At 68.5% G+C, this 18,575-nt stretch carries 22 protein-coding genes; 18 read left to right on the top strand and 4 right to left on the bottom strand.

Features of this window, described 5'->3' with window-relative positions; all coding sequences use genetic code 11:
• Positions 1 to 16 precede the first annotated feature (16 nt).
• Positions 17 to 214, top strand: a complete 198-nt coding sequence (locus tag OG329_RS05605; RefSeq protein ID WP_405793202.1) for a hypothetical protein — start codon at positions 17 to 19, stop codon at positions 212 to 214.
• A gap of 117 nt (positions 215 to 331) precedes the next feature.
• A complete protein-coding gene (locus OG329_RS05610; RefSeq protein WP_405793203.1) occupies positions 332 to 472 on the top strand; it encodes a hypothetical protein in 141 nt (46 codons plus the stop codon).
• A 285-nt stretch (positions 473 to 757) separates the two neighbouring features.
• Here OG329_RS05610 and OG329_RS05615 read toward each other — a convergent pair whose 3' ends face one another.
• Entirely contained in the window at positions 758 to 1,429 is a 672-nt protein-coding gene (locus tag OG329_RS05615; protein WP_405793204.1) for an HAD family hydrolase, read from the bottom strand.
• Positions 1,430 to 1,676: 247 nt separating this feature from the next.
• Between OG329_RS05615 and OG329_RS05620 the strand changes: the two genes are divergently transcribed.
• The 12 genes from OG329_RS05620 to OG329_RS05675 all read left to right on the top strand — a co-directional run bounded on the left by OG329_RS05620 (position 1,677) and on the right by OG329_RS05675 (position 8,840).
• Positions 1,677 to 2,915 (top strand): helix-turn-helix domain-containing protein, encoded by a 1,239-nt coding sequence (locus OG329_RS05620; RefSeq protein ID WP_405793205.1) that lies wholly within the window; start codon positions 1,677 to 1,679, stop codon positions 2,913 to 2,915.
• 370 nt (positions 2,916 to 3,285) lie between these two features.
• Positions 3,286 to 3,471 (top strand): hypothetical protein, encoded by a 186-nt coding sequence (locus OG329_RS05625; protein ID WP_405793206.1) that lies wholly within the window; start codon positions 3,286 to 3,288, stop codon positions 3,469 to 3,471.
• Between the two features lie 49 nt (positions 3,472 to 3,520).
• Entirely contained in the window at positions 3,521 to 3,775 is a 255-nt protein-coding gene (locus OG329_RS05630; protein ID WP_405793207.1) for a hypothetical protein, read from the top strand.
• A 54-nt stretch (positions 3,776 to 3,829) separates the two neighbouring features.
• Positions 3,830 to 3,970, top strand: coding sequence for a hypothetical protein (locus OG329_RS05635; RefSeq protein WP_405793208.1), 141 nt, complete (start codon positions 3,830 to 3,832; stop codon positions 3,968 to 3,970).
• A 26-nt stretch (positions 3,971 to 3,996) separates the two neighbouring features.
• Positions 3,997 to 4,176 (top strand): hypothetical protein, encoded by a 180-nt coding sequence (locus OG329_RS05640; protein ID WP_405793209.1) that lies wholly within the window; start codon positions 3,997 to 3,999, stop codon positions 4,174 to 4,176.
• Between the two features lie 53 nt (positions 4,177 to 4,229).
• Positions 4,230 to 4,361: a hypothetical protein gene (locus OG329_RS05645; RefSeq protein ID WP_405793210.1), complete on the top strand. Its 132-nt coding sequence runs from the start codon at positions 4,230 to 4,232 to the stop codon at positions 4,359 to 4,361.
• 181 nt (positions 4,362 to 4,542) lie between these two features.
• Entirely contained in the window at positions 4,543 to 4,827 is a 285-nt protein-coding gene (locus OG329_RS05650; RefSeq protein ID WP_405793211.1) for a hypothetical protein, read from the top strand.
• A gap of 60 nt (positions 4,828 to 4,887) precedes the next feature.
• Positions 4,888 to 5,547: a hypothetical protein gene (locus OG329_RS05655; RefSeq protein ID WP_405793212.1), complete on the top strand. Its 660-nt coding sequence runs from the start codon at positions 4,888 to 4,890 to the stop codon at positions 5,545 to 5,547.
• A gap of 68 nt (positions 5,548 to 5,615) precedes the next feature.
• Positions 5,616 to 5,915 (top strand): hypothetical protein, encoded by a 300-nt coding sequence (locus OG329_RS05660; RefSeq protein WP_405793213.1) that lies wholly within the window; start codon positions 5,616 to 5,618, stop codon positions 5,913 to 5,915.
• Positions 5,916 to 5,962: 47 nt separating this feature from the next.
• Positions 5,963 to 7,069, top strand: a complete 1,107-nt coding sequence (locus OG329_RS05665; protein WP_405793214.1) for a radical SAM protein — start codon at positions 5,963 to 5,965, stop codon at positions 7,067 to 7,069.
• Positions 7,066 to 7,680 carry a dTMP kinase gene (gene tmk, locus OG329_RS05670; protein ID WP_405793215.1) on the top strand — a complete coding sequence of 205 codons (615 nt, stop codon included), beginning with the start codon at positions 7,066 to 7,068 and terminating at the stop codon, positions 7,678 to 7,680. Before OG329_RS05665 ends, tmk begins: the two co-directional genes overlap by 4 nt.
• Positions 7,680 to 8,840 (top strand): endonuclease/exonuclease/phosphatase family protein, encoded by a 1,161-nt coding sequence (locus OG329_RS05675; protein WP_405793216.1) that lies wholly within the window; start codon positions 7,680 to 7,682, stop codon positions 8,838 to 8,840. Before tmk ends, OG329_RS05675 begins: the two co-directional genes overlap by 1 nt.
• 135 nt (positions 8,841 to 8,975) lie before the next feature.
• Here OG329_RS05675 and OG329_RS05680 read toward each other — a convergent pair whose 3' ends face one another.
• The 3 genes from OG329_RS05680 to OG329_RS05690 form a co-directional block, all read right to left on the bottom strand.
• Entirely contained in the window at positions 8,976 to 9,659 is a 684-nt protein-coding gene (locus OG329_RS05680) for a GntR family transcriptional regulator (protein WP_405793217.1), read from the bottom strand.
• Between the two features lie 97 nt (positions 9,660 to 9,756).
• Positions 9,757 to 10,704: a beta-ketoacyl-ACP synthase III gene (locus OG329_RS05685; RefSeq protein WP_405793218.1), complete on the bottom strand. Its 948-nt coding sequence runs from the start codon at positions 10,702 to 10,704 to the stop codon at positions 9,757 to 9,759.
• Positions 10,705 to 10,941: 237 nt separating this feature from the next.
• On the bottom strand, positions 10,942 to 12,363 hold the full coding sequence (locus OG329_RS05690; RefSeq protein ID WP_405793219.1) for an OFA family MFS transporter: 1,422 nt from the start codon (positions 12,361 to 12,363) through the stop codon (positions 10,942 to 10,944).
• Positions 12,364 to 12,557: 194 nt separating this feature from the next.
• On the opposite strand from OG329_RS05690, the gene OG329_RS05695 reads away from it, so the two are divergent.
• From OG329_RS05695 to OG329_RS05710, 4 genes are all read left to right on the top strand, one after another.
• Positions 12,558 to 13,529, top strand: coding sequence for a 2-dehydropantoate 2-reductase (locus OG329_RS05695; RefSeq protein WP_405793220.1), 972 nt, complete (start codon positions 12,558 to 12,560; stop codon positions 13,527 to 13,529).
• Between the two features lie 180 nt (positions 13,530 to 13,709).
• A complete protein-coding gene (locus tag OG329_RS05700; RefSeq protein ID WP_405793221.1) occupies positions 13,710 to 15,668 on the top strand; it encodes a molybdopterin oxidoreductase family protein in 1,959 nt (652 codons plus the stop codon).
• Between the two features lie 6 nt (positions 15,669 to 15,674).
• Positions 15,675 to 17,720, top strand: a complete 2,046-nt coding sequence (locus OG329_RS05705) for an NAD(P)H-dependent oxidoreductase subunit E (protein WP_405793222.1) — start codon at positions 15,675 to 15,677, stop codon at positions 17,718 to 17,720.
• Positions 17,717 to 18,574, top strand: a complete 858-nt coding sequence (locus OG329_RS05710) for a 2Fe-2S iron-sulfur cluster-binding protein (RefSeq protein WP_405793223.1) — start codon at positions 17,717 to 17,719, stop codon at positions 18,572 to 18,574. Before OG329_RS05705 ends, OG329_RS05710 begins: the two co-directional genes overlap by 4 nt.
• Position 18,575: the final 1 nt, after the last annotated feature.

Raw genomic sequence — 18,575 nt, forward strand, 5'->3', positions numbered from 1 at the left:
ACGCGTGATCCGACGGATGCACGAGACGGAGGACGTGAAGCTTCCGGGGTGGTCGGTCGCCACGACGTGGCCCGAGGACGAGGACGAGGACGAGGGCGTTCAGGACAGGAACGTCGAGGCCGACACCGCGCTGGGCAGCACGTACGGGCACGCGCGGAGGTCGGCCGAGGACCTGCACCCGGCGCGGAACTCACTGTGGCGGTCGGGGAGCTGACCGCGCAGGGGCGAGGCGATGGGTGAGTGCTGCCGAGTCCGAACTCGTCGCGGTCGAGCTGGCTCAACTACGTGGCGACTCGGCACCGGTCTGGCAGGGACCAAGGGGTCGTACGGCGTGCTGGTCGAGCGTACCGCGCGTGCGGGCGCCGACGTGAAGCAGCTCCGAGCAGACACCGAGGAGTCGGTCCGGGCGCCGCAACAGGAGATCGACGAGCCGAAGCGGGCCCGCTGGCGCCCGCGCAGATCGGCGCCCTGATCGTCGCTGTCGTCGCGCTGTTCATCAACGTCTGACAGGACACTGTCCGGACACCGTGTCTGAACAGTGTCCATGCGCGTCAGGGTGGCGACCGGCAAAAACGCGAACACCGTGTCCGAGCCGTCCGGACAGCCCTACGCGGCCGCCACGAGGTTGCCCCGATGGGTTGCCTCGGCCCACAGGACGCTCAGCCTGCGCAGGGCACAGTAGTGGGCCGTGTGGCCTGGAGGGGAGGGCATGCGACAACCGTACGCCGGGCCACTGGCACTCTTCCCCCAGCTCGTCCTACGTCCGGCTCGCGATGAGGCTCAGTAGACAGTCCACGTCGGTGAGGTCGTTCAGGACGTGGTGGGCGCCCGCCGCGCGCAGCTCGGCGGCGGAGCGGCGCCCTGTAGCAACGGCGATGACGTGAACGTCGTTCTTACGCCCGGCTTCAACATCGGCTGGGGTGTCGCCGATCAGTACCGCGTCTTTGGCTGAAGTGGACGAGCGGGTGAGGGCCAAGTCAACGAGGGGTGTTCGGAGGTCCGCGTCTTCTCCGTACGCGCCGACGTCCCACTGGATGTGGGTGTCCAGGCCGAAGACGCCCAGCTTGATTTCCGCGACAGGGCGGACGTTGCCGGTCACCACAGTCTGGCGGACGTTCGCGACGGCGAGGGCGTCCAGGGCTGCGGCAGCGCCCGGGAGCGCCGAGCCGCGTTCTCTCAACTCTGCTGCGTGCGAGACGTGTTGCTGATGGAGAGCGTGCGCGCATTGTTCGAAGTCGGCGCGGTCAGGTGTGAGGCCGTGGAGTTTCGCGGTCTCACGGAAGGTCACGGCTTCCGTGATGCCGTCGATCGTGGCTTGCTCTCGCATGGGTTGACCGGTCACCTGCTCGAATGCGGCGGCGGACAGATCCCGTCCTACGCCGCGCGTCTCGATAAGTGTGTGGTCGATGTCCCACAGGACCAGAGGCATGTGTCGGCCCCTCCCCAGAATTGATCACAATATCCACCGTGTCGCGGAAGGCCCCAGCGGGGTCGGTTCGTTGGTTGCGCCGACTCGATGATGTTTCCGCTCCACGAGCGGGCGCCTTCGTTGTCGGCGGGACGGCGAGCGTGACGTGCGAAAGGGCCCCACGATAGAAGTTCGTAAGGCCCTTCGCCGCTACCGGGCCGCGCGGCGGGGGTAGCGTCCCTAGTGGACGCTAGGAATGGAGACAACCATGCCACGTTGGAGTGAGTACACCACCGGCGAGCGCATCAAGATCTTGCGTGGGAAGGAGATCCGACAGTCGGATCTCGCGGAAATGACCGGCCTTTCGCTTCCCACGGTGCAGGGAGCGGAGCAGGACAGGCGGCTCACCCTGCCGACGCTCATGAAACTCGCCGCCGCGTTACGCGTGGACACATCCGTCATTCTCGGGCAGCAGGGGCCGCGCCGGGCCATGGAGCATGGGGACCGCACCACAATGCGTGACCTGTCTCGAGCCGTCCATGACACGGCTGTTGGGCTGCTACCCGCAGGCATCAACGCGCCCAGCGCAGCCGAGCTTCGGAAGACCACGAAGCGATGCTGGAACCTCTATTGGAAGGGCAACTACGTGGAAGCCGGCGCGGTCGCGGCGCTGTTCCTCGCCGAAGCCGGTGCCCACCTGCACGCGCAATCTGCCGACGCGCAGTCCGAGGCGTGGGGCTTCGTCGCTGATGCCTACCGTCTCGCCGCGTACGTAGCGAACCTCATGGGGTTCCGTGACCTGGCGTACGCGGCGATCGGGCACGCCCAGAACGCGGCGGAGCGGGCGGCAGACGACATGGGAGCCGCTCTGGTGGCATCGGGCCGGTCCTGGGTCTACTTGCGGGACTCGCGGCTGGATGAAGCGCTCGCCCTGGCGGAGAAGTCTGCCGTGGACATTGAGCCCCGGTTCTCGAAGGCCACCTTGGACCAGTTGGTGGCGTACGGCAGCCACGTGAACTTCGCAGCCGTCGTCGCCTCGCGAGTGGGCGATAAGGACCGGGCGGCTGATTACCTGTCGCAGGCCCACGCGACGGGCGCCCGTATGGGGGCCGAGCACCGCGCCAATGGGACTCTCTTCGGTCCGGTGTCGGCGACGACACAGGCAGTCGGTGTGAACGTCGCGCTCGGGCAGACCGGGAAGGCGCTGACGCTCATCGACTCAATCAAGGACGTGTCGGCGCTCTCCGGCGCAGCCCGGAACCGGTACGCGATGGACAAGGCCATGGCGCAGGCCGACGCGAAGATGTTCGACGCGTCGCTGGATACCTTGGAGGAGGCCCTGATCGCTGCTCCCGAATGGGCGCGGTTTCAGGCCCTGCCGTCCGTGATCGTTCAGAAGGTCGGGCTGGCCAGTACAGCGCGGCTGCGCCGGGTGTCGAAACTGATCGGCGCTACCCCAGCCGGTACGGGCAGCTTCATGCCCGCCACCGAAAAGACCGCACTCTAACTCGTATGTCACATAGGAGCCCTGACGCGTAGTCACCCTACGATCCAACGCCCCGTACGACCCCCTGCCTGACGAATCGGCAGAGTCGTACGGGGCGTTTCTTCATTTCAACGTCCTTTAGCGGCACGGTACTTACATGAACCGGACCCCCCAGCAACGGGCTCGCCGTGCAGCTCTGGCCGAGTCGTCGAGCGGCGGCCACCGTAGGGGGCTTCCTACCCGCATACCCCGTGTCCGCGTCGTGCTGTACGACTGCCACCCGACACCCCAGGACGGGCAACCTCTCGCTTCACACCGCGCGTTCGCTGAAGCGCGAGACTGGACGATCGTCGCGGAACTAGTCGACACGGCACCGCTAGAAATGCCCGCCATGACGTGGCCGCTCTGGCCACGCCTCGCAGAGCTGATCGACTCGGGCCTGGCCGACGGAATCGTCGTTTCCGCATGGAACACCACCGACGAAGATATCTCGTCGTGGCTGCTGGAGCGCCACGCTTTCGTCGCGCGCATCGGCACTCCGCCCTACGCCCCGGCCAGTCTGACGGAAGCGGGCTGATGTGAACCACGCTGCGGGCCAATCGAGAGCGATGATCGCGCGCGCTGTAATGCGACACGCTGACTGGTCGCTCGGTGTCGACACCGAGCCCGGCGCTTCCGGCCCGGTGCACGAGATCGAGTGCACGACGTGCGGCGAGTCCTCGGACGCGGCGGAGGAGCGGGCGAGCCCCGAGGCATGGGCGCTCAACCACACCGGCGGCCACCCGACGCACCGCGGCTACCGGGCAACGACGACCGCCTTCTTCCGTGTGACCCCGGCCCCGGGCAACCCGTACGCGGATACTCCGCCCCGATCCCCGTGAGTTGACGGCATGAACCCCCCACTCCCCGCACGCTCAGCGCCACCGCCGAAGCCCGTGAGTCCGACTGCCGCGCCGCCCGAAGGCGACGGCAGGGGATGTCTTCACACCCTGTCGATACCGAGTTGTTTCGGCTTCCTCGCATTCATCGGCCTGCTGTTCATGTTCGCGGCCGTGCACGACCTCACCCAGATCTAGTGATCTGGCTGTCGAAAGGCGCCCCCATGGCCGCACCCACAGGAGCAGTACAACCGGCCCCGGACGAAGGGCTGGTGGAGCTTGAAGAGACCATCCACGGCGGTGGCTTCTGGCGGCTCGTACCCGAGTGCGTACCCCGTGTGTACGCCCCGGTCGACCGATCGCTCCTCAAGCACGTCGAGACCTGTCTGCGGCGGCTGACATGAGGGCGGGTCACGACGCTGCGGTTCTCGAGCCGGTGGCCGTCGAGGGATGCGACGTGTGCGCGGCACTGGCCGCGCAGCGCGAGGAAGCCCGGCGCCAGGGCGGTCAGCCGACTGTCGAGGACTGCAACAACGAGCTGCGCGCGCACGCGCACCACGCCCGGCCGGCTCGGCGGCGTACCCCATAACCCCGGCGCCGTCCGCAACGCGCCGACGCAGAAAGGGAATCGCGCGGTCGGGCTGGGCCGGACCAGGAGTCCGTCCGGCTGTTTCCCATCGGCGGGGGCGGTCGGAAGCCGGACGGGCCTCACCCCCATGGCGACCGAATCGGGTCAGGGTCGCACCCACTACCAGGCGGCAGGAGCCGGCATGCCCGTACGACGGAACGTGAAGAAGAGGAGCAGTCGGCGGAACCGGGCGTCGCACGCCTGGGAACTCGTCGTCGTCGCGCTCGATATGACCCGTGTAGGTGTGTTGCGCGCGCTCTCCCCGCGTCGTCGGCGCAGGGACCGCCTCCGGCACGCGGTACTCCTCGGCGTGCTCGCGGACAACGCCACCCCGGAGGCCGAGGCCGTCTTGTACGAACGGATCTTCGGTGTCCCGGCGCCGGGCTCCGAACACGGCCCACGGCCCATCCGCTCACTTCACCCTTGAAAGGCATCTCGCGGTGACCACCGACGAATTCGACCCCTCCTCGGTCCTGAGGGAAGCGCCATGAAGCCCCTGCGGCAGTTCTACTGGAAGGGCCTGCACGTCCCGTTCATCACGCCTTGGACCGGCGAGCAGAAGCAGCCCGGGACAGTGGTCCGGCGGACCGGGCGTGGCGGTGAGGGCATCGGCTACGCCGACGAGTTGAGCCACGTCGACCGCCGATACGAGGCGCTGTGGATCAGACGGGCGGCCGTACGCGGGCTCGGGGAGCCCGATCTGGCGGCGGTTCATCCCTACCGGCAGCGGCAGGCGATGTCGCACATGCTCTGCCAGGTCTGTGGGACCTCCACGTTCGGCCGGCCCGATGAACGGCACCTGTTCCTCATGCGCTCCGCCGACGGGCGCCCCATCACCGAGGGCGAACAGACCAGCACGCCACCGGTGTGCGAACCCTGTGCGGTCGAATCCGTCAGCGCCTGCCCGCACCTGCGCAAGGGATACACCGCCGCGCTGGTCGGCCGTGCCCAGATGTGGGGTGTGGCCGGCGTCGTCCACGACCCCGACACCCTCACCCCTGTGCACGGACCCGACGATCAGCCTGTCGCGGTCAGCCTCGACAGCCCCCTGATCCGCTGGACGCTCGCAGCCTGCACCGTCGTCACCCTCCACGGCTGCATCACCGTCAGCCTCGAACACCTCATCGACGAGAAGACCACGGCCTAGACCACCGCCCCGATCCGGCGCAGTCACCGATAAGGGCCTGCCCCCTACCGAGAGAGAGCTACCCACTCATGTCTGGCTTCCGCCGCCACTGCGGCTACGACTCCGCCCGCAAGGACTGCGAGCAGTTCACCTCCATCGAGACGATCCTCGACGCCGGTCGCGACGACGACTCGCGACGGCCGGTCTGCTGGTCGTCTGTGGACATTTCCTTACTCGGCGTCCGAGCGCAGGCCGACGGCAAGACCGGCCTCGCCGCTCTCAGGGTAATGCGGCGTGACCACCCCGTCCTGGTCCACAGCCTTTACACGTACCTCAGCGTGACGGCATTCCTCCTCACCCTCATCGCCGCCACGGCGATCACCGAGTGAAGGCGATTACTACGACCACGCACGACCCATCCACCATGGAGGTCCGCATGACCGCACGTCCGATCCTGATCCAGGGGCAGGCCGCTTCCTGCTACTTCCGTACGACCGTCGACCATCCGAACCGCAAGGCGCTCATCCAGATTTGCGAGCCGTGCAACGAGAAGTGTGCACACTGCTTCGTGTCCGCCACCAAGCGCGGCGACTACATGCCGCTCACGGACATCCAGACCAAGCTCATTCCGCAGCTCGCCGACGCCCGCGTCAACCGGGTCACGCTGACCGGCGGTGAGCCGTTCATGCACCCGGCCCTGATCGAGATCGTGGCCGCGTTCCGCGACGCCGGAATGGGCGTCGGAGTGTGCACGAACGCGACGATGGTGACGGACGACCAGATCCGCCAACTCGCGGCGTTCGATGCCCACATGAACGTCAGCCTCGACGGATTCTCATCCGAGTCGCACGGCAAGTTCCGCGGCCGCCCCGAAGGGTTCGTGGAGACCGTGGCAACGGTGGAGCGGTTCGGGAGGGCCGGCATCCTGCAAGGGTTACTGTGCACGCCGAACAACCTCGCCGAGGACGACGAGTACCGGCAGCTCTGCGAGTTCGCCCGGGACCAGGGCGCGAAGTACGTGCTGATGAACCCGCTCGGCGAGATGGGCCGCGGCGCGAACTCCTCGAAAAGACTTCGCAGGCCGGACGAGCACATGCACTACATCCGGCACATCACGATGCCGTTCGTGGATGACGGCCTGGACATGGTCCACATCCGGTTCCCCAACGACGACAAGCCGCTGTCGGGCTGCGAAGCCGGCACGATCATCTACGTGTTCACGAAGGGCGAGGTGGCCGTCTGCCCGTACCTCGTGTTCGCGGCTCGCACGAAGGTGAGCCGGCACCCCGACACGGACTTCATCATCGGCAACGTCTGGACCGACACCGACGTCGCCGATCGCCTGGACGCGTACAAGTTTCACGACCGATGGGACTTGGGCGCGAACCCGACGTGCGGCGGGTGCCCGATGTCGAAGGACTGCGGGAAGGGCTGCCCGGCCGCCGTCGTCGCCGCCGGGCAGCGCATCGGCGCCGTCGACACCGAGCAGTGCCCCGTCGTACCGCGCCAGTCCCGCCAGCTCCCCGTGGTCGGTGTGTCGTGACCGGCATTTTCATCACCATCGACGGCCCCGGCGGCGTGGGCAAGTCCACCGTGACAGGCCTCGTCGCTCAGCAACTCCAGGTCACCGAGTTGCCGGTTCACCCGACCCGCGAACCCAGCGACACCACCCTCGGCGACCTGGCCCGGTACGGGACCGACGAGTACCGGGGCATGGCGATGGCGTGCCTGATCGCCGCCGACCGCTACCAGCACCAGGAGCGGGAGATCCGGCCCGCCGTGGCGCGCGGTGAGATCGTGGTGTGCGACCGGTACGTGGCCTCGTCGCTCGTTCTCCAGGTCCTCGACGGCGTCGGTCGCGACGTCGTCTGGGAGCTCAACCGGCACGCCGACATGCCCGACCTCGCCGTCATCATCAACGCGCGCGCCAAGGTGATTGAGAAACGACTCAGCAACCGAGGTGCGCACAGCCGCTACGAGCAGGACCCCGGCGGCACCGAGCGGGAATGCGCGCTGTTCCAGGAGACGGCTAGGTTCCTTTCAACCGCCGGCGTCCGCGTACTGCAACTCGACGCGTCGGCCGAAGGGCCGGAGCAGATCGCACGCGACATCGTCGACGCGGTCAGCCAAACGTGGATGATGAGGGGCCGCTGATGACCAGCCAGACGACGCTGGACCTGCTGACGTTCAACCTGAACAACCCCAGCAGGCAGCGCGCAGAGCGGCAGTTGGCCTACCTGATGGGGCGCTCGGAGGAAGTCCTGGTGCTCACCGAGACGGCCAACAGCGCCGGGTGTGATCTGCTGGAATCCCGCTTCCACGCAGAGGGGTACCACGTCACGTTCCCCCGGCCGGGACGGGGAGAGCGAGGCGTGATGATCGTCAGCCGCCTCGCCACCATGCCGGGGCGGGTCGTGGCCGAGTACCTGCCGCACCGCGCCGTGTCGGTGACCGTCGACACCCAGGAGGGGCCGCTCGACGTGGTGGGGCTCTACGTCCCCTCACGGGACGGCACCGCGCCCAAGCGGGCCCGCAAGGAGAAGTTCCTCGAGGACTGCCGTCTCGGACTGCCCGGTGGAAAAGCCGGACAGCAGGTGGTGATCGGCGACTTCAACATCCTGGAGCCCGACCACTCCCCCCGATACGGGTTCTTCAAGGGCTTCGAGTACGGGTTCTACAACTGGCTCGGCGAGGTCGGCTACGCCGACGCGTACCGTGAGCTGCATCCGGACTCGCTGGAGTACTCATGGGTGGGGCGCACCGGCGACGGCTACCGCTACGACCACGCACACGTGTCGGCCGATCTCCGTACCGGGCTGCGCAGTTGTTCCTACGTCCACGGACCGCGGACCTGTGAAAACCGGCTGACGGATCACTCTGCGCTGACGCTGTCACTCGCGCTGCACCCCAACGGCGTGCTCCGAGAGCCGGGACCGCCAGCACCCCACGAGGGCACTGACGCTCTCTTCCCTGTACCCGCACGATCCGAGGAGGCCCCCATGGAAGACACCACCTGGACCCGTATCGAGATGCTGCGGACCTGGCTTGACGAAAACGCGGCCCCGGTCGGCGACGAGCGGCTGTGGCGCATCCTCAAGATCAGCGAAGAGGTGGGAGAGGTCGCCGAGGCGATGCACGGCGCGGCCGGCACCAACCCGCGTAAGGGCCGGTCGCACACCTGGGACGACGTCAACAAGGAACTGTGCGATGTCATCGTGACGAGCATGGTCGCGCTCGCCACCTGCACCCCGGACGCGGCGAAGCTGCTCGACGACCGGCTTCAGCACCTCGTGGAGCGCGTGACGCCGTCCTGAAGGCTCCCGTCCACCGCGAACAGCGGTTCGCGGTGGACGGGTTCACGCTACGGCCACGAGGCCACGACCTCGCGGCCGGCTGTTCCCGAGGAGGTGCGCAGTGAGTGCAGGAACTGGTCCAACAGTGCCGAGGTGTCAGACCGCCGCGTCCCCGCGGTGGTGGTACGTGGTCCGCGTCTGCTCCGTGTGGGAGCGCATGACCGCCGTCGCGGCCTCTTCGTCCCGCGCGGAGATCGCCGCGATCAGAGCGCGGTGCTCGATCCAGGACTGCTTGCCCCGCTGTCGCGCCACCGGCGTGTAGTACCAGCGGACCCGGCGGTCCACCTGCGCCGCCAGCTCCGCCAGGACCACGTTCCCGGCCAGCTCCATCACCTTCGCGTGGAAGGCCGCGTTCGTCGCGACCGTGAGGTCCACGTCGTCGTCGGCCACCGACTGCTCACCCTTGGCGCACAGCGCCTCCAGCGCCGAGATCCCCGCCGATCCGGAGTTCGCGGCGGCGAGTCTCGCGGCTTCGGCCTCCAACAGCGTACGGACCGAGAGCAGTTGGTCCGCCTCCGCCTCCGTCGGCTCGTGGACGAACGCGCCCTGGGCGGGCCGAAGATCGACCCAGCCCTCGGTGTTCAGGCGCTGGAGCGCTTCGCGTACGGGCTGGCGGGAGACCCCGAGATGGCCGGCGAGTTCGCTCTCCACCAGATGCTGTCCGGGCCGTAGTGAGCGCACCGTGATGAGTTCGAGCAGCGCCTCGTAGACGCGCTCGCGCAGCGGGCCAGGCCGTTCGAGTTTGGGCACTGAGCCCTGCGGCAGTCCTGCGGACAACATGCGGTCCCCCACTCCTGGCTGATCTACACGGTAAAGATCTCGGCAACAGACAGCAACGATTGGCTATCGTCTACAGTCTACCGAGAACCGTAGCGGATCAGGGGCAGCGGATGACCTGTCCGGCGTAAGAGAGATTTCCGCCAAACCCGAAAAGCAGCGCCGGAGCGCCGGATTCCACCTCGCCGCGCTCCACCAGCTTGGACAGCGCCATCGGGATGGACGCGGCCGAGGTGTTGCCGGAGTCCACGACATCGCGCGCGATGACCGCGTTGACCGCGCCGATCTTCTGGGCGACGGGCTCGATGATCCGCAGGTTCGCCTGGTGCAGTACGACGGCGGCCAGGTCCTCGGGCGCGATACCCGCGCGCTCGCAGACCTTGCGGGCGATCGGCGGCAGTTGGGTGGTGGCCCAGCGGTAGACGGACTGGCCCTCCTGCGCGAAGCGCGGCGGGGTGCCCTCGATCCGTACGGCGTTGCCCATCTCGGGAACCGAGCCCCACAGCACGGGACCGATGCCCGGCTCCTCGCCCGGCCGGACGGCCTCGACGACCGCCGCGCCCGCGCCGTCGCCGAGGAGTACGCAGGTGGAGCGGTCGGTCCAGTCGGCGATGTCGGCCATCTTGTCGGCGCCGATGACCAGCGCGCGGGTGGCCGCACCGGCCCGTACGGCGTGGTCGGCGGTGGCGAGCGCGTGGGTGAAGCCGGCGCAGACCACGTTGAGGTCCATCACCGCGGGCGAGCCCATGGAGAGCCGGGCGGCGACACGCGCGGCCATGTTCGGCGACCGGTCGATCGCCGTGGACGTGGCGACCAGGACGAGGTCGATGTCGGCGGGGGTCAGACCGGCGGCGGCGAGCGCCTTGGCCGCGGCGTGCGCCGCCAGCTCGTCCACGGTCTCGTCGGGTCCCGCCACATGCCGGGTCTTGATGCCGACACGGCTCCTGATCCACTCATCACTGGTGTCGACCATGCCCGCCAGGTCGTCGTTGGTGAGCACCTTGGCGGGCTGATAGTGCCCGAGCGCGGCGATACGAGTGCCGGTCATGCCCGGGACCCCCTCTTCGGTCGACGTCAGGAGTTCCCCAGTCTCGTCAGCGACTCACGAGTAAGGGGGCAGGTGACCCGACAGGATTACCCGCCTCCTCTTGGAGACTCCGGATCATCGCCCCCCGGTCACCCGGTGAAGAGCTGGGTGGCCTTGCGGACCAGTTCGTACAGACCGTACGCGAGAGGAGCCCCCACCCAGAGCCAGGCGAAGACGGTCAGCGCCGTCCGCCGGGACTCAGACACTGCGCTCCCGCTCTGCGGTGATGTGGTCATCGGGGGCCTCCTTCGGCGCTTCCGGCTTCGTTTCGGTCGGCTTCGTTTCGCTCGGCTTCGTTTCGCTCGGCTTCGTTTCGCTCGTGCTCGCGGGCTCGTGGTGGCGCGGGTGTACGGGGCGTACCAGCTCGTTGGCCACGAAGCCGACGACGAGCAGCCCGATCATGACGGTCAGCGAGAGCCCGTACAGTCCGGGGCCGCTCTTGCCCGCCTCCTCCTGGCTGTCGGCGACCCGGTTGACGATGAGCGGGCCGAGGACGCCGGCCGCCGACCAGGCGGTGAGCAGCCGTCCGTGGATCGCGCCCACCTGATAGGTGCCGAACAGGTCCTTGAGGTACGCGGGGACGGTGGCGAAGCCGCCTCCGTAGAACGAGAGGATCACCAGCGCGCAGACGATGAACAGCGGTTTGGACGCGTCGCCGAACTGCGCGATCAGCAGATACATCAACGCGCCGACGCCCAGGTAGAGGCGGTAGGCGTTCTTCCTGCCGATCACGTCGGAGGTGGACGACCAGCCGATCCGGCCCGCCATGTTGGCCGCCGACAGCAGCGCTACGAAACCGGCCGCGGCCGAGACGGAGACCGGTGTGTCGGTGTCGGCGAAGAAGTCGGTGATCATCGGCGCGGCCTTCTCCAGGATGCCGATGCCCGCGGTCACGTTCATACACAGGACGATCCACAGCAGCCAGAACTGCGGTGTGCGCACGGCCGACCTGGCGGACACCTGCGCGGTGGTGATCAGGGCGGACGTGGAGGCCGGGGCCGCCTTCGGCGCCGTGTCCGGGCGGGGCACCCGGATCAGCAGGACGCCGAGCAGCATGAACACCGCGTAGACCAGGCCGTGTACGAGGAACGCCTTGGCGATGCCGTCGTTCGTGGAGCCGAAGGACTCCAACATCTGCGCGGACCAGGGGGACGCGATGAGCGCGCCGCCGCCGAAGCCCATGATCGCGATGCCGGTCGCCATGCCGGGCCGGTCGGGGAACCACTTGATCAGCGTCGAGACGGGCGAGATGTAGCCGATGCCCAGTCCGATACCGCCGACGAAGCCGTAGCCGAAGACGATCAGCCAGAACTGTTCGGTCGCGGCGCCGAGCGCGGAGAGCAGGAAGCCGGACGAGAAGCAGACGAGCGCGACGGTCATCGCCCAGCGCGGGCCGTTGCGTTCGACGAGTGTGCCGCCGAAGGCGGCGGACAGGCCGAGCATCACGATGCCCAGTTGGAAGGGGAGGGCGCTCTGGGTGCCGGAGAGGCCGAGTGCGGATTCCAGCGGGGGCTTGAACACGCTCCAGGCGTACGCCTGCCCGATCGACAGGTGCACCGAGAGCGCTGCGGGGGGTACCAGCCAGCGGCTCCAGCCGGCCGGGGCGAGTGGTGGGGTCATGGACGCGCACTCTAGGAACGCCCCAGACCCTTTGGGAAGATCTTTGACCCGTTGTTGAGTCGACCGTATGCCGACGACAGAAGTCTTGTCGGCAGTTATTCCATACTGTAGACAATATATCGTCGGCAAAGTGTGCTCCTTTGGCTGACTCCGCGCTTCTCTCAACACCCTCAAAGCGAACGGAGAGCCCCACGGTGAAAGTCGCAGTCGTCGGTGCCGGTGCGATCGGCGCCTATGTCGGAGCCGCGCTGGATCGCGCAGGCGCCGAAGTCCATCTCATAGCCCGTGGACCGCATCTGGCGGCCATGAGGCAGCACGGAGTTAGGGTGTACAGCCCGCGCGGCGATTGGACCGCGCGGGTGCACGCCACCGATCAGCCGGCCGACATCGGGCCGGTCGACTACGTGTTCCTGGGTCTCAAGGCGAATTCGTACGCGGCGTGCGGGCCGTTGATCGCGCCTCTGCTCCAGGACCACACGGCGGTCATCGCCGCCCAGAACGGAATCCCCTGGTGGTACTTCCACCAGCACGGCGGCCCGCACGACGGCCGCCGTATCGAGAGCGTCGACCCCGGCGGCTCGGTCAGCGCCGTCCTGCCGCCCGAGCGCGCGATCGGCTGCGTGGTCTACGCGGCGACGGAGCTGGAAGGGCCCGGCGTCGTACGGCACTTGGAAGGCACCCGGTTCTCCATCGGGGAGCCGGACAGGTCGCTCTCGCCGCGCACCAAGGAGTTCGCCGAGGCCATGCGGGCGGGCGGACTCAAGTGTCCGGTCGAGGCCGAACTGCGCAACGAGATCTGGATCAAGCTCCTGGGCAATATCTCCTTCAACCCGATCAGCGCGCTGACCCGCGCCACGATGCGGGAGATGTGCCTGCACCGCAGCACACGTGAAGTCATCGAACTGATGATGAACGAGACGCTCCGGGTGGCCGAGGCACTGGGCTGCCACCCCGACATCTCCGTCGAACGCCGGCTGGCCGGCGCCGAACGGGTCGGCGACCACCGGACCTCCACCCTCCAGGACCTGGAGAAGGGGAAGCCGATGGAGCTGGACGTGCTGCTCGCGGCGGTCGTCGAACTGGCCGCCATGTGCGACATCGAGGTGCCGACGCTCCGCACGGTCGACGCCATCTCGGACCTGCTGGCGCGCGGCGTGGCCGCGTAGGTCCCGACACCGGTCGCCGGACGGGCTCAGTTGAGCCCGTCCGGCGATTGAGGACGGACCGGCCACCCCGTGGACCCGGCCCGCACAAAACCCCTACGCAAGGCTTCCGCTTCCCGCGGCGCATCGGGATACTGTATGCAATGGCGCGGCCACAAGCCATGACTCATGAGGGAGCGCAGCGTGAAAAGCAGCGCAAGAAGGCGGGATCGTACGCCGAAGACCTACGCCAGGCTCGAACACCCGCTGGTGCGGGACGAGAAGGGCGGCCCGCTGAGGCGGGCGACCTGGGAGGAAGCACTGGACCGGGCGGCCGAGGGACTGGGTGCCGCGCGCGGCGCGTTCGGCATGTTCTCGTGCGCACGGGCCACGAACGAGATGAACTACGTCGCGCAGAAGTTCGCGCGCGTGGTGATGGGCACCAACAACGTCGACTCCTGCAACCGGACCTGCCACGCGCCGAGTGTCGCCGGCCTGTCCGCGGCCTTCGGATCGGGCGGTGGCACCTCGTCGTACGGGGAGGTCGAGCACACCGATCTGATCGTGATGTGGGGCTCCAACGCCCGCTTCGCGCACCCGATCTTCTTCCAGCATGTCCTCAAGGGCATCAGGAACGGTGCCCGGATGTACGCCGTCGACCCCCGCCGCACCACCACGGCCGAATGGGCCGAGAGCTGGCTGGGGCTCAACGTCGGCACGGACATCCCGCTCGCCCACGCGGTCGGCCGCGAGATCATCCATGCCGGTCTGCACAACAAGGCGTTCGTCGAGCAGGCCACCACCGGCTTCGAGGAGTACGCGGCCGAGGTCGAGCCGTGGACCCTCACGGTGGCGGAGAAGGTGACGGGCGTACCCGCCGCCGCGATCCGCGATCTCGCCCACGCCTACGCCCGCGCCGAGCGGGCCCAGTTGTGCTGGACGCTCGGCATCACCGAGCACCACAACGGCACGGACAACGTCCGGGCGCTGATCAACCTGTCGCTGCTCACCGGGCACGTCGGACGCTACGGCTCCGGGGTCCAGCCGCTGCGCGGCCAGAACAACGTGCAGGGCGGCGGCGACATGGGGGCCATCCCCAACCGGCTGCCGGGCTTCCAGGACATCCTGGAGACGGATGTACGGCGGAAGTTCGAGACCGCGTGGGACACCGTGATCCAGCCCCACTACGGCCTCAACCTGACCGACATGTTCGAGGCGATGGAGACCGGCGACCTCAAGGCCGTCTACTGCATCGGTGAGAACCCGGCCCAGTCCGAGGCCGACAGCGAGCAGGCCATGGACCGGCTCAAGGCGCTCGACTGCCTCGTGGTGCAGGACATCTTCCTCACCAAGACGGCCGAGCTGGCGGACGTCGTCCTGCCCGCCACGGCCGCCTGGTGCGAGACGGACGGCACCACCACCAACAGTGAGCGCCGGGTCCAGCGCGTACGCAAGGCGCTCACCCCGCCGGGCGAGGCGCGCGAGGACATCGACATCATCTGCGACATCGCGGGCCGGCTCGGGTACGACTGGAAGTTCGCGGACGCGGAGACCGTCTGGAACGAGCTGCGGGCCCTGTCCCCCGACCACTTCGGGATGACGTACGACCGGCTGGCCGAGCACCAGGGCATCCAGTGGCCGTGCCCCGACACCGAGCGGATCGAACCCACCTATCTGCACGGCAGGTTGTGGGACGCGGACCCCGCCAAGCGCGGCAGGCTCGCCCCGTTCGGCATCGTGAAGCACGACCCGCCGGTGGATCTGACGGATGATCAGTACCCGATCAGGCTGACCACCGGGCGCCGCCTCGACTCGTACAACACCGGTGTGCAGAGCGGGAGTTTCGCCTCCCCGCTGCGGCGCGGCGAGTATCTGGAGCTGTGCCCGGAGGACGCCGAGTCGTACGGGGTCGAGGTCGGCGAGGAGGTCCGGATCTCCTCACGGCGCGGCACGGTGCAGGCACCGGTATGGATCGACCCCGGGCTGCGTCCCGGACTGGCGTTCATGACCATGCATTTCCCGGACGAGGTGGACACCAACCAACTGACGATCGAGGCGAACTGCCCGATCGCCGGCACCGCCGAGTTCAAGGCGTCGGCCATCCGGATCGAGAAGTTGCCCGCGAGCGTGACTCAGATGTCCGCGACAGCAGCGAGGAGCTGAGAATCAGTGGACCTGCACTTCGGTGACAGCAAACCGACGGACGAGGAGCGCGCGGCGGTCGACTCGCTGCTCGGTCCCGCGACGTCGGCGTGGGAAGGCGCGGAAGACCGCTCGGACGCGGATCTGCGCTGGGCCCGTGGAGGTCGCGAGGCACGCGAACGGCGCGACCTGCTGTTGCCGGGGTTGCACGCCGTCAACGACCGCGTGGGCTGGATCAGCGAGGGCGCGCTCGCCTATCTGTGCCGGCGGCTCACGGTGCCGCCGGCGGAGGCGTACGGCGTGGCCACGTTCTACGCCATGTTCGCGGTCAAGCCCCGGCCCGCCAAGGTGCTGCACGTCTGCACCGACCTGGCGTGCGCGGCGAAGGGATCCGCGAAGGTCTGCGCGGACCTGGAGGAACGGATCGGCGCGGCGGGCTCGGCCGCCGACGGACTCGTCTGGCAGTCGAGCCCGTGTCTGGGGCTGTGCGAACGGGCCCCGGCGGCACTGGTGTTGCAGGCGGGCACCCCGTCCGACACCGTGCCCGCGCAGCGCGACCCGAGGCTCAAGGACGTGGTCCGGCAGCAGGACACGGCGAAAACGGAGGTAGACGGCGGCGGCGCCGACGTCACCCCCATCCGGGCGGATCTCGGCGCGGCCGACGCGCCGAACGGCGCGGTGGTCACGCCCCTGCGGGCGCACGCCAACGGCTCGTCGGCCGAACCCGCCCCCCGGCGGCAGGCGTTCGCCGTCATCGCGCCGGCCACCGTCGACACACTGGTCGAGGCCGCCACGGCTCCCGAGGACGCCCCCGAGGAGCCGTCCGCCGCACTGGCCGTACCGCAGGCCGGACAGGACGGCCTGCTGCTGCTCCAACGGGTCGGCGTCGTCGACCCGTACAGCATCGACGACTACCGGTCGCACGGCGGATACGCCGCCCTGCGGCGGGCGTTCGACATCGGACCGGCCGGAGTGATCCGGGAGGTCACCGACTCCGGGCTGCTCGGCCGGGGCGGCGCGGCCTTCCCCACCGGGCGCAAGTGGCAGGCCACCGCGTCCCAGCCCGCCCGGCCGCACTATCTGGTCTGCAACGCCGACGAATCGGAGCCCGGCACCTTCAAGGACCGGGTGATCATGGAGGGCGACCCGTTCGCCCTGATCGAGTCCATGACGATCGCCGGTTACGCCACCGGCGCCCATGTCGGCTATCTCTATCTGCGCGGCGAGTACCCGCGCGCCCTGCACCGGCTGGAGAACGCCCTCACCCAGGCCCGGCTGCGCGGATTCCTCGGCGACGACGTACTCGGCCAGGGCTACGCCTTCGACATCGAGATCCGCCGGGGCGCCGGCGCCTACATCTGCGGCGAGGAGACGGCCCTCTTCAACTCGATCGAGGGCTTCCGGGGCGAACCGCGCTCCAAGCCGCCGTTCCCGGTGGAGAAGGGGCTGTTCGGCAAACCCACGGCGGCCAACAACGTCGAGACGCTGATCAACGTGCTGCCCATCCTGACGATGGGCGCCGAGGCGTACGCGGCGATCGGCACCGAGAACTCCACCGGACCCAAGCTGTTCTGCGTCTCGGGCAATGTCGAACGGCCCGGTATCTACGAGCTGCCGTTCGGCGCCACACTGGGCGAACTGCTCGATCTCGCGGGCACACCGACCGAGATCAAGGCGATCCTGCTCGGCGGCGCGGCGGGCGGTTTCGTACGGCCCGACGAGCGGGACATCCCGCTCACCTTCGAGGGCACCAGGGCCGCGGGCACCACCCTGGGCTCCGGCGTGATCCTGGTCATGGACGACACCGTCGCCCTGCCCAGGACACTGCTGCGCATCGCCGAGTTCTTCCGCGACGAGTCCTGCGGTCAGTGCGTGCCCTGCCGGGTCGGCACCGTCCGCCAGGAGGAGGCGCTGCACCGCATCAAGGACCGTACGGGCGCCGCGGCCTCGGACGACGTCGCGCTGCTGCGCGAGGTCGGCCAGACCATGCGCGACGCCTCCATCTGCGGTCTCGGACAGACCGCGTGGAACGCCGTCGAGTCCGCCATCGATCGTCTGGGGGCTTTCAAGTGACCGCTATTCCTCTTCAACTGCCGCGCCGTCTGCTTGAGTTCACGCTCGACGGCGAGCCCACCCGGGTCCCCGAGGGCGCCACGATCCTGGACGCCTGCCGGGCCGCCGGCAAGGACATCCCGACGCTCTGCGAGGGCGACACGCTCACCCCGAAGAACGCGTGCCGCGTGTGCGTGGTGGAGGTGGAGGGCGCCCGTACGCTGGCGCCGGCCTGCTCACGCAAGGCGGAGGCCGGGATGAAGGTCAGTACGGACTCCGAGCGCGCCCGGACCAGCCGCAAGGTCGTCCTGGAACTGCTCGCGTCGTCCACGGACCTGTCCACGACACCGCGCGCGGCCGAGTGGATCAAGGAGTACGAGGCGAAGCCCGACCGGTTCGGGCCCGACGCGGCCCGGGTGAACGAGACGCCGAAGATCGACAACGATCTCTACGTCCGGGACCTCGACAAATGCATCCTCTGCTACAAGTGCGTGGACGCGTGCGGCGAGCAGTGGCAGAACACCTTCGCCATCTCCGTCGCCGGCCGCGGCTTCGACGCCCGTATCTCCACGGAGCACGCCGTGGCGCTGCCCGAATCGGCGTGCGTCTACTGCGGAAACTGCATCGAGGTCTGCCCGACGGGGGCGCTCAGCTTCAAGTCGGAGTTCGACATGCGCGAGGCCGGCACCTGGGACGAGTCGGCCCAGACGGAGACCACGACGATCTGCGCGTACTGCGGTGTCGGCTGCAACCTCACCCTGCACGTGCAGGAGAATGAGATCGTCAAGGTCACCTCACCGCACGACAACCCGGTGACCCACGGCAATCTGTGCATCAAGGGTCGCTTCGGCTACCAGCACGCGCAGCAGCACTGAC

The sequence above is a fragment of the Streptomyces sp. NBC_01506 genome (assembly GCF_045040295.1).
Lineage (GTDB): Bacteria > Actinomycetota > Actinomycetes > Streptomycetales > Streptomycetaceae > Streptomyces.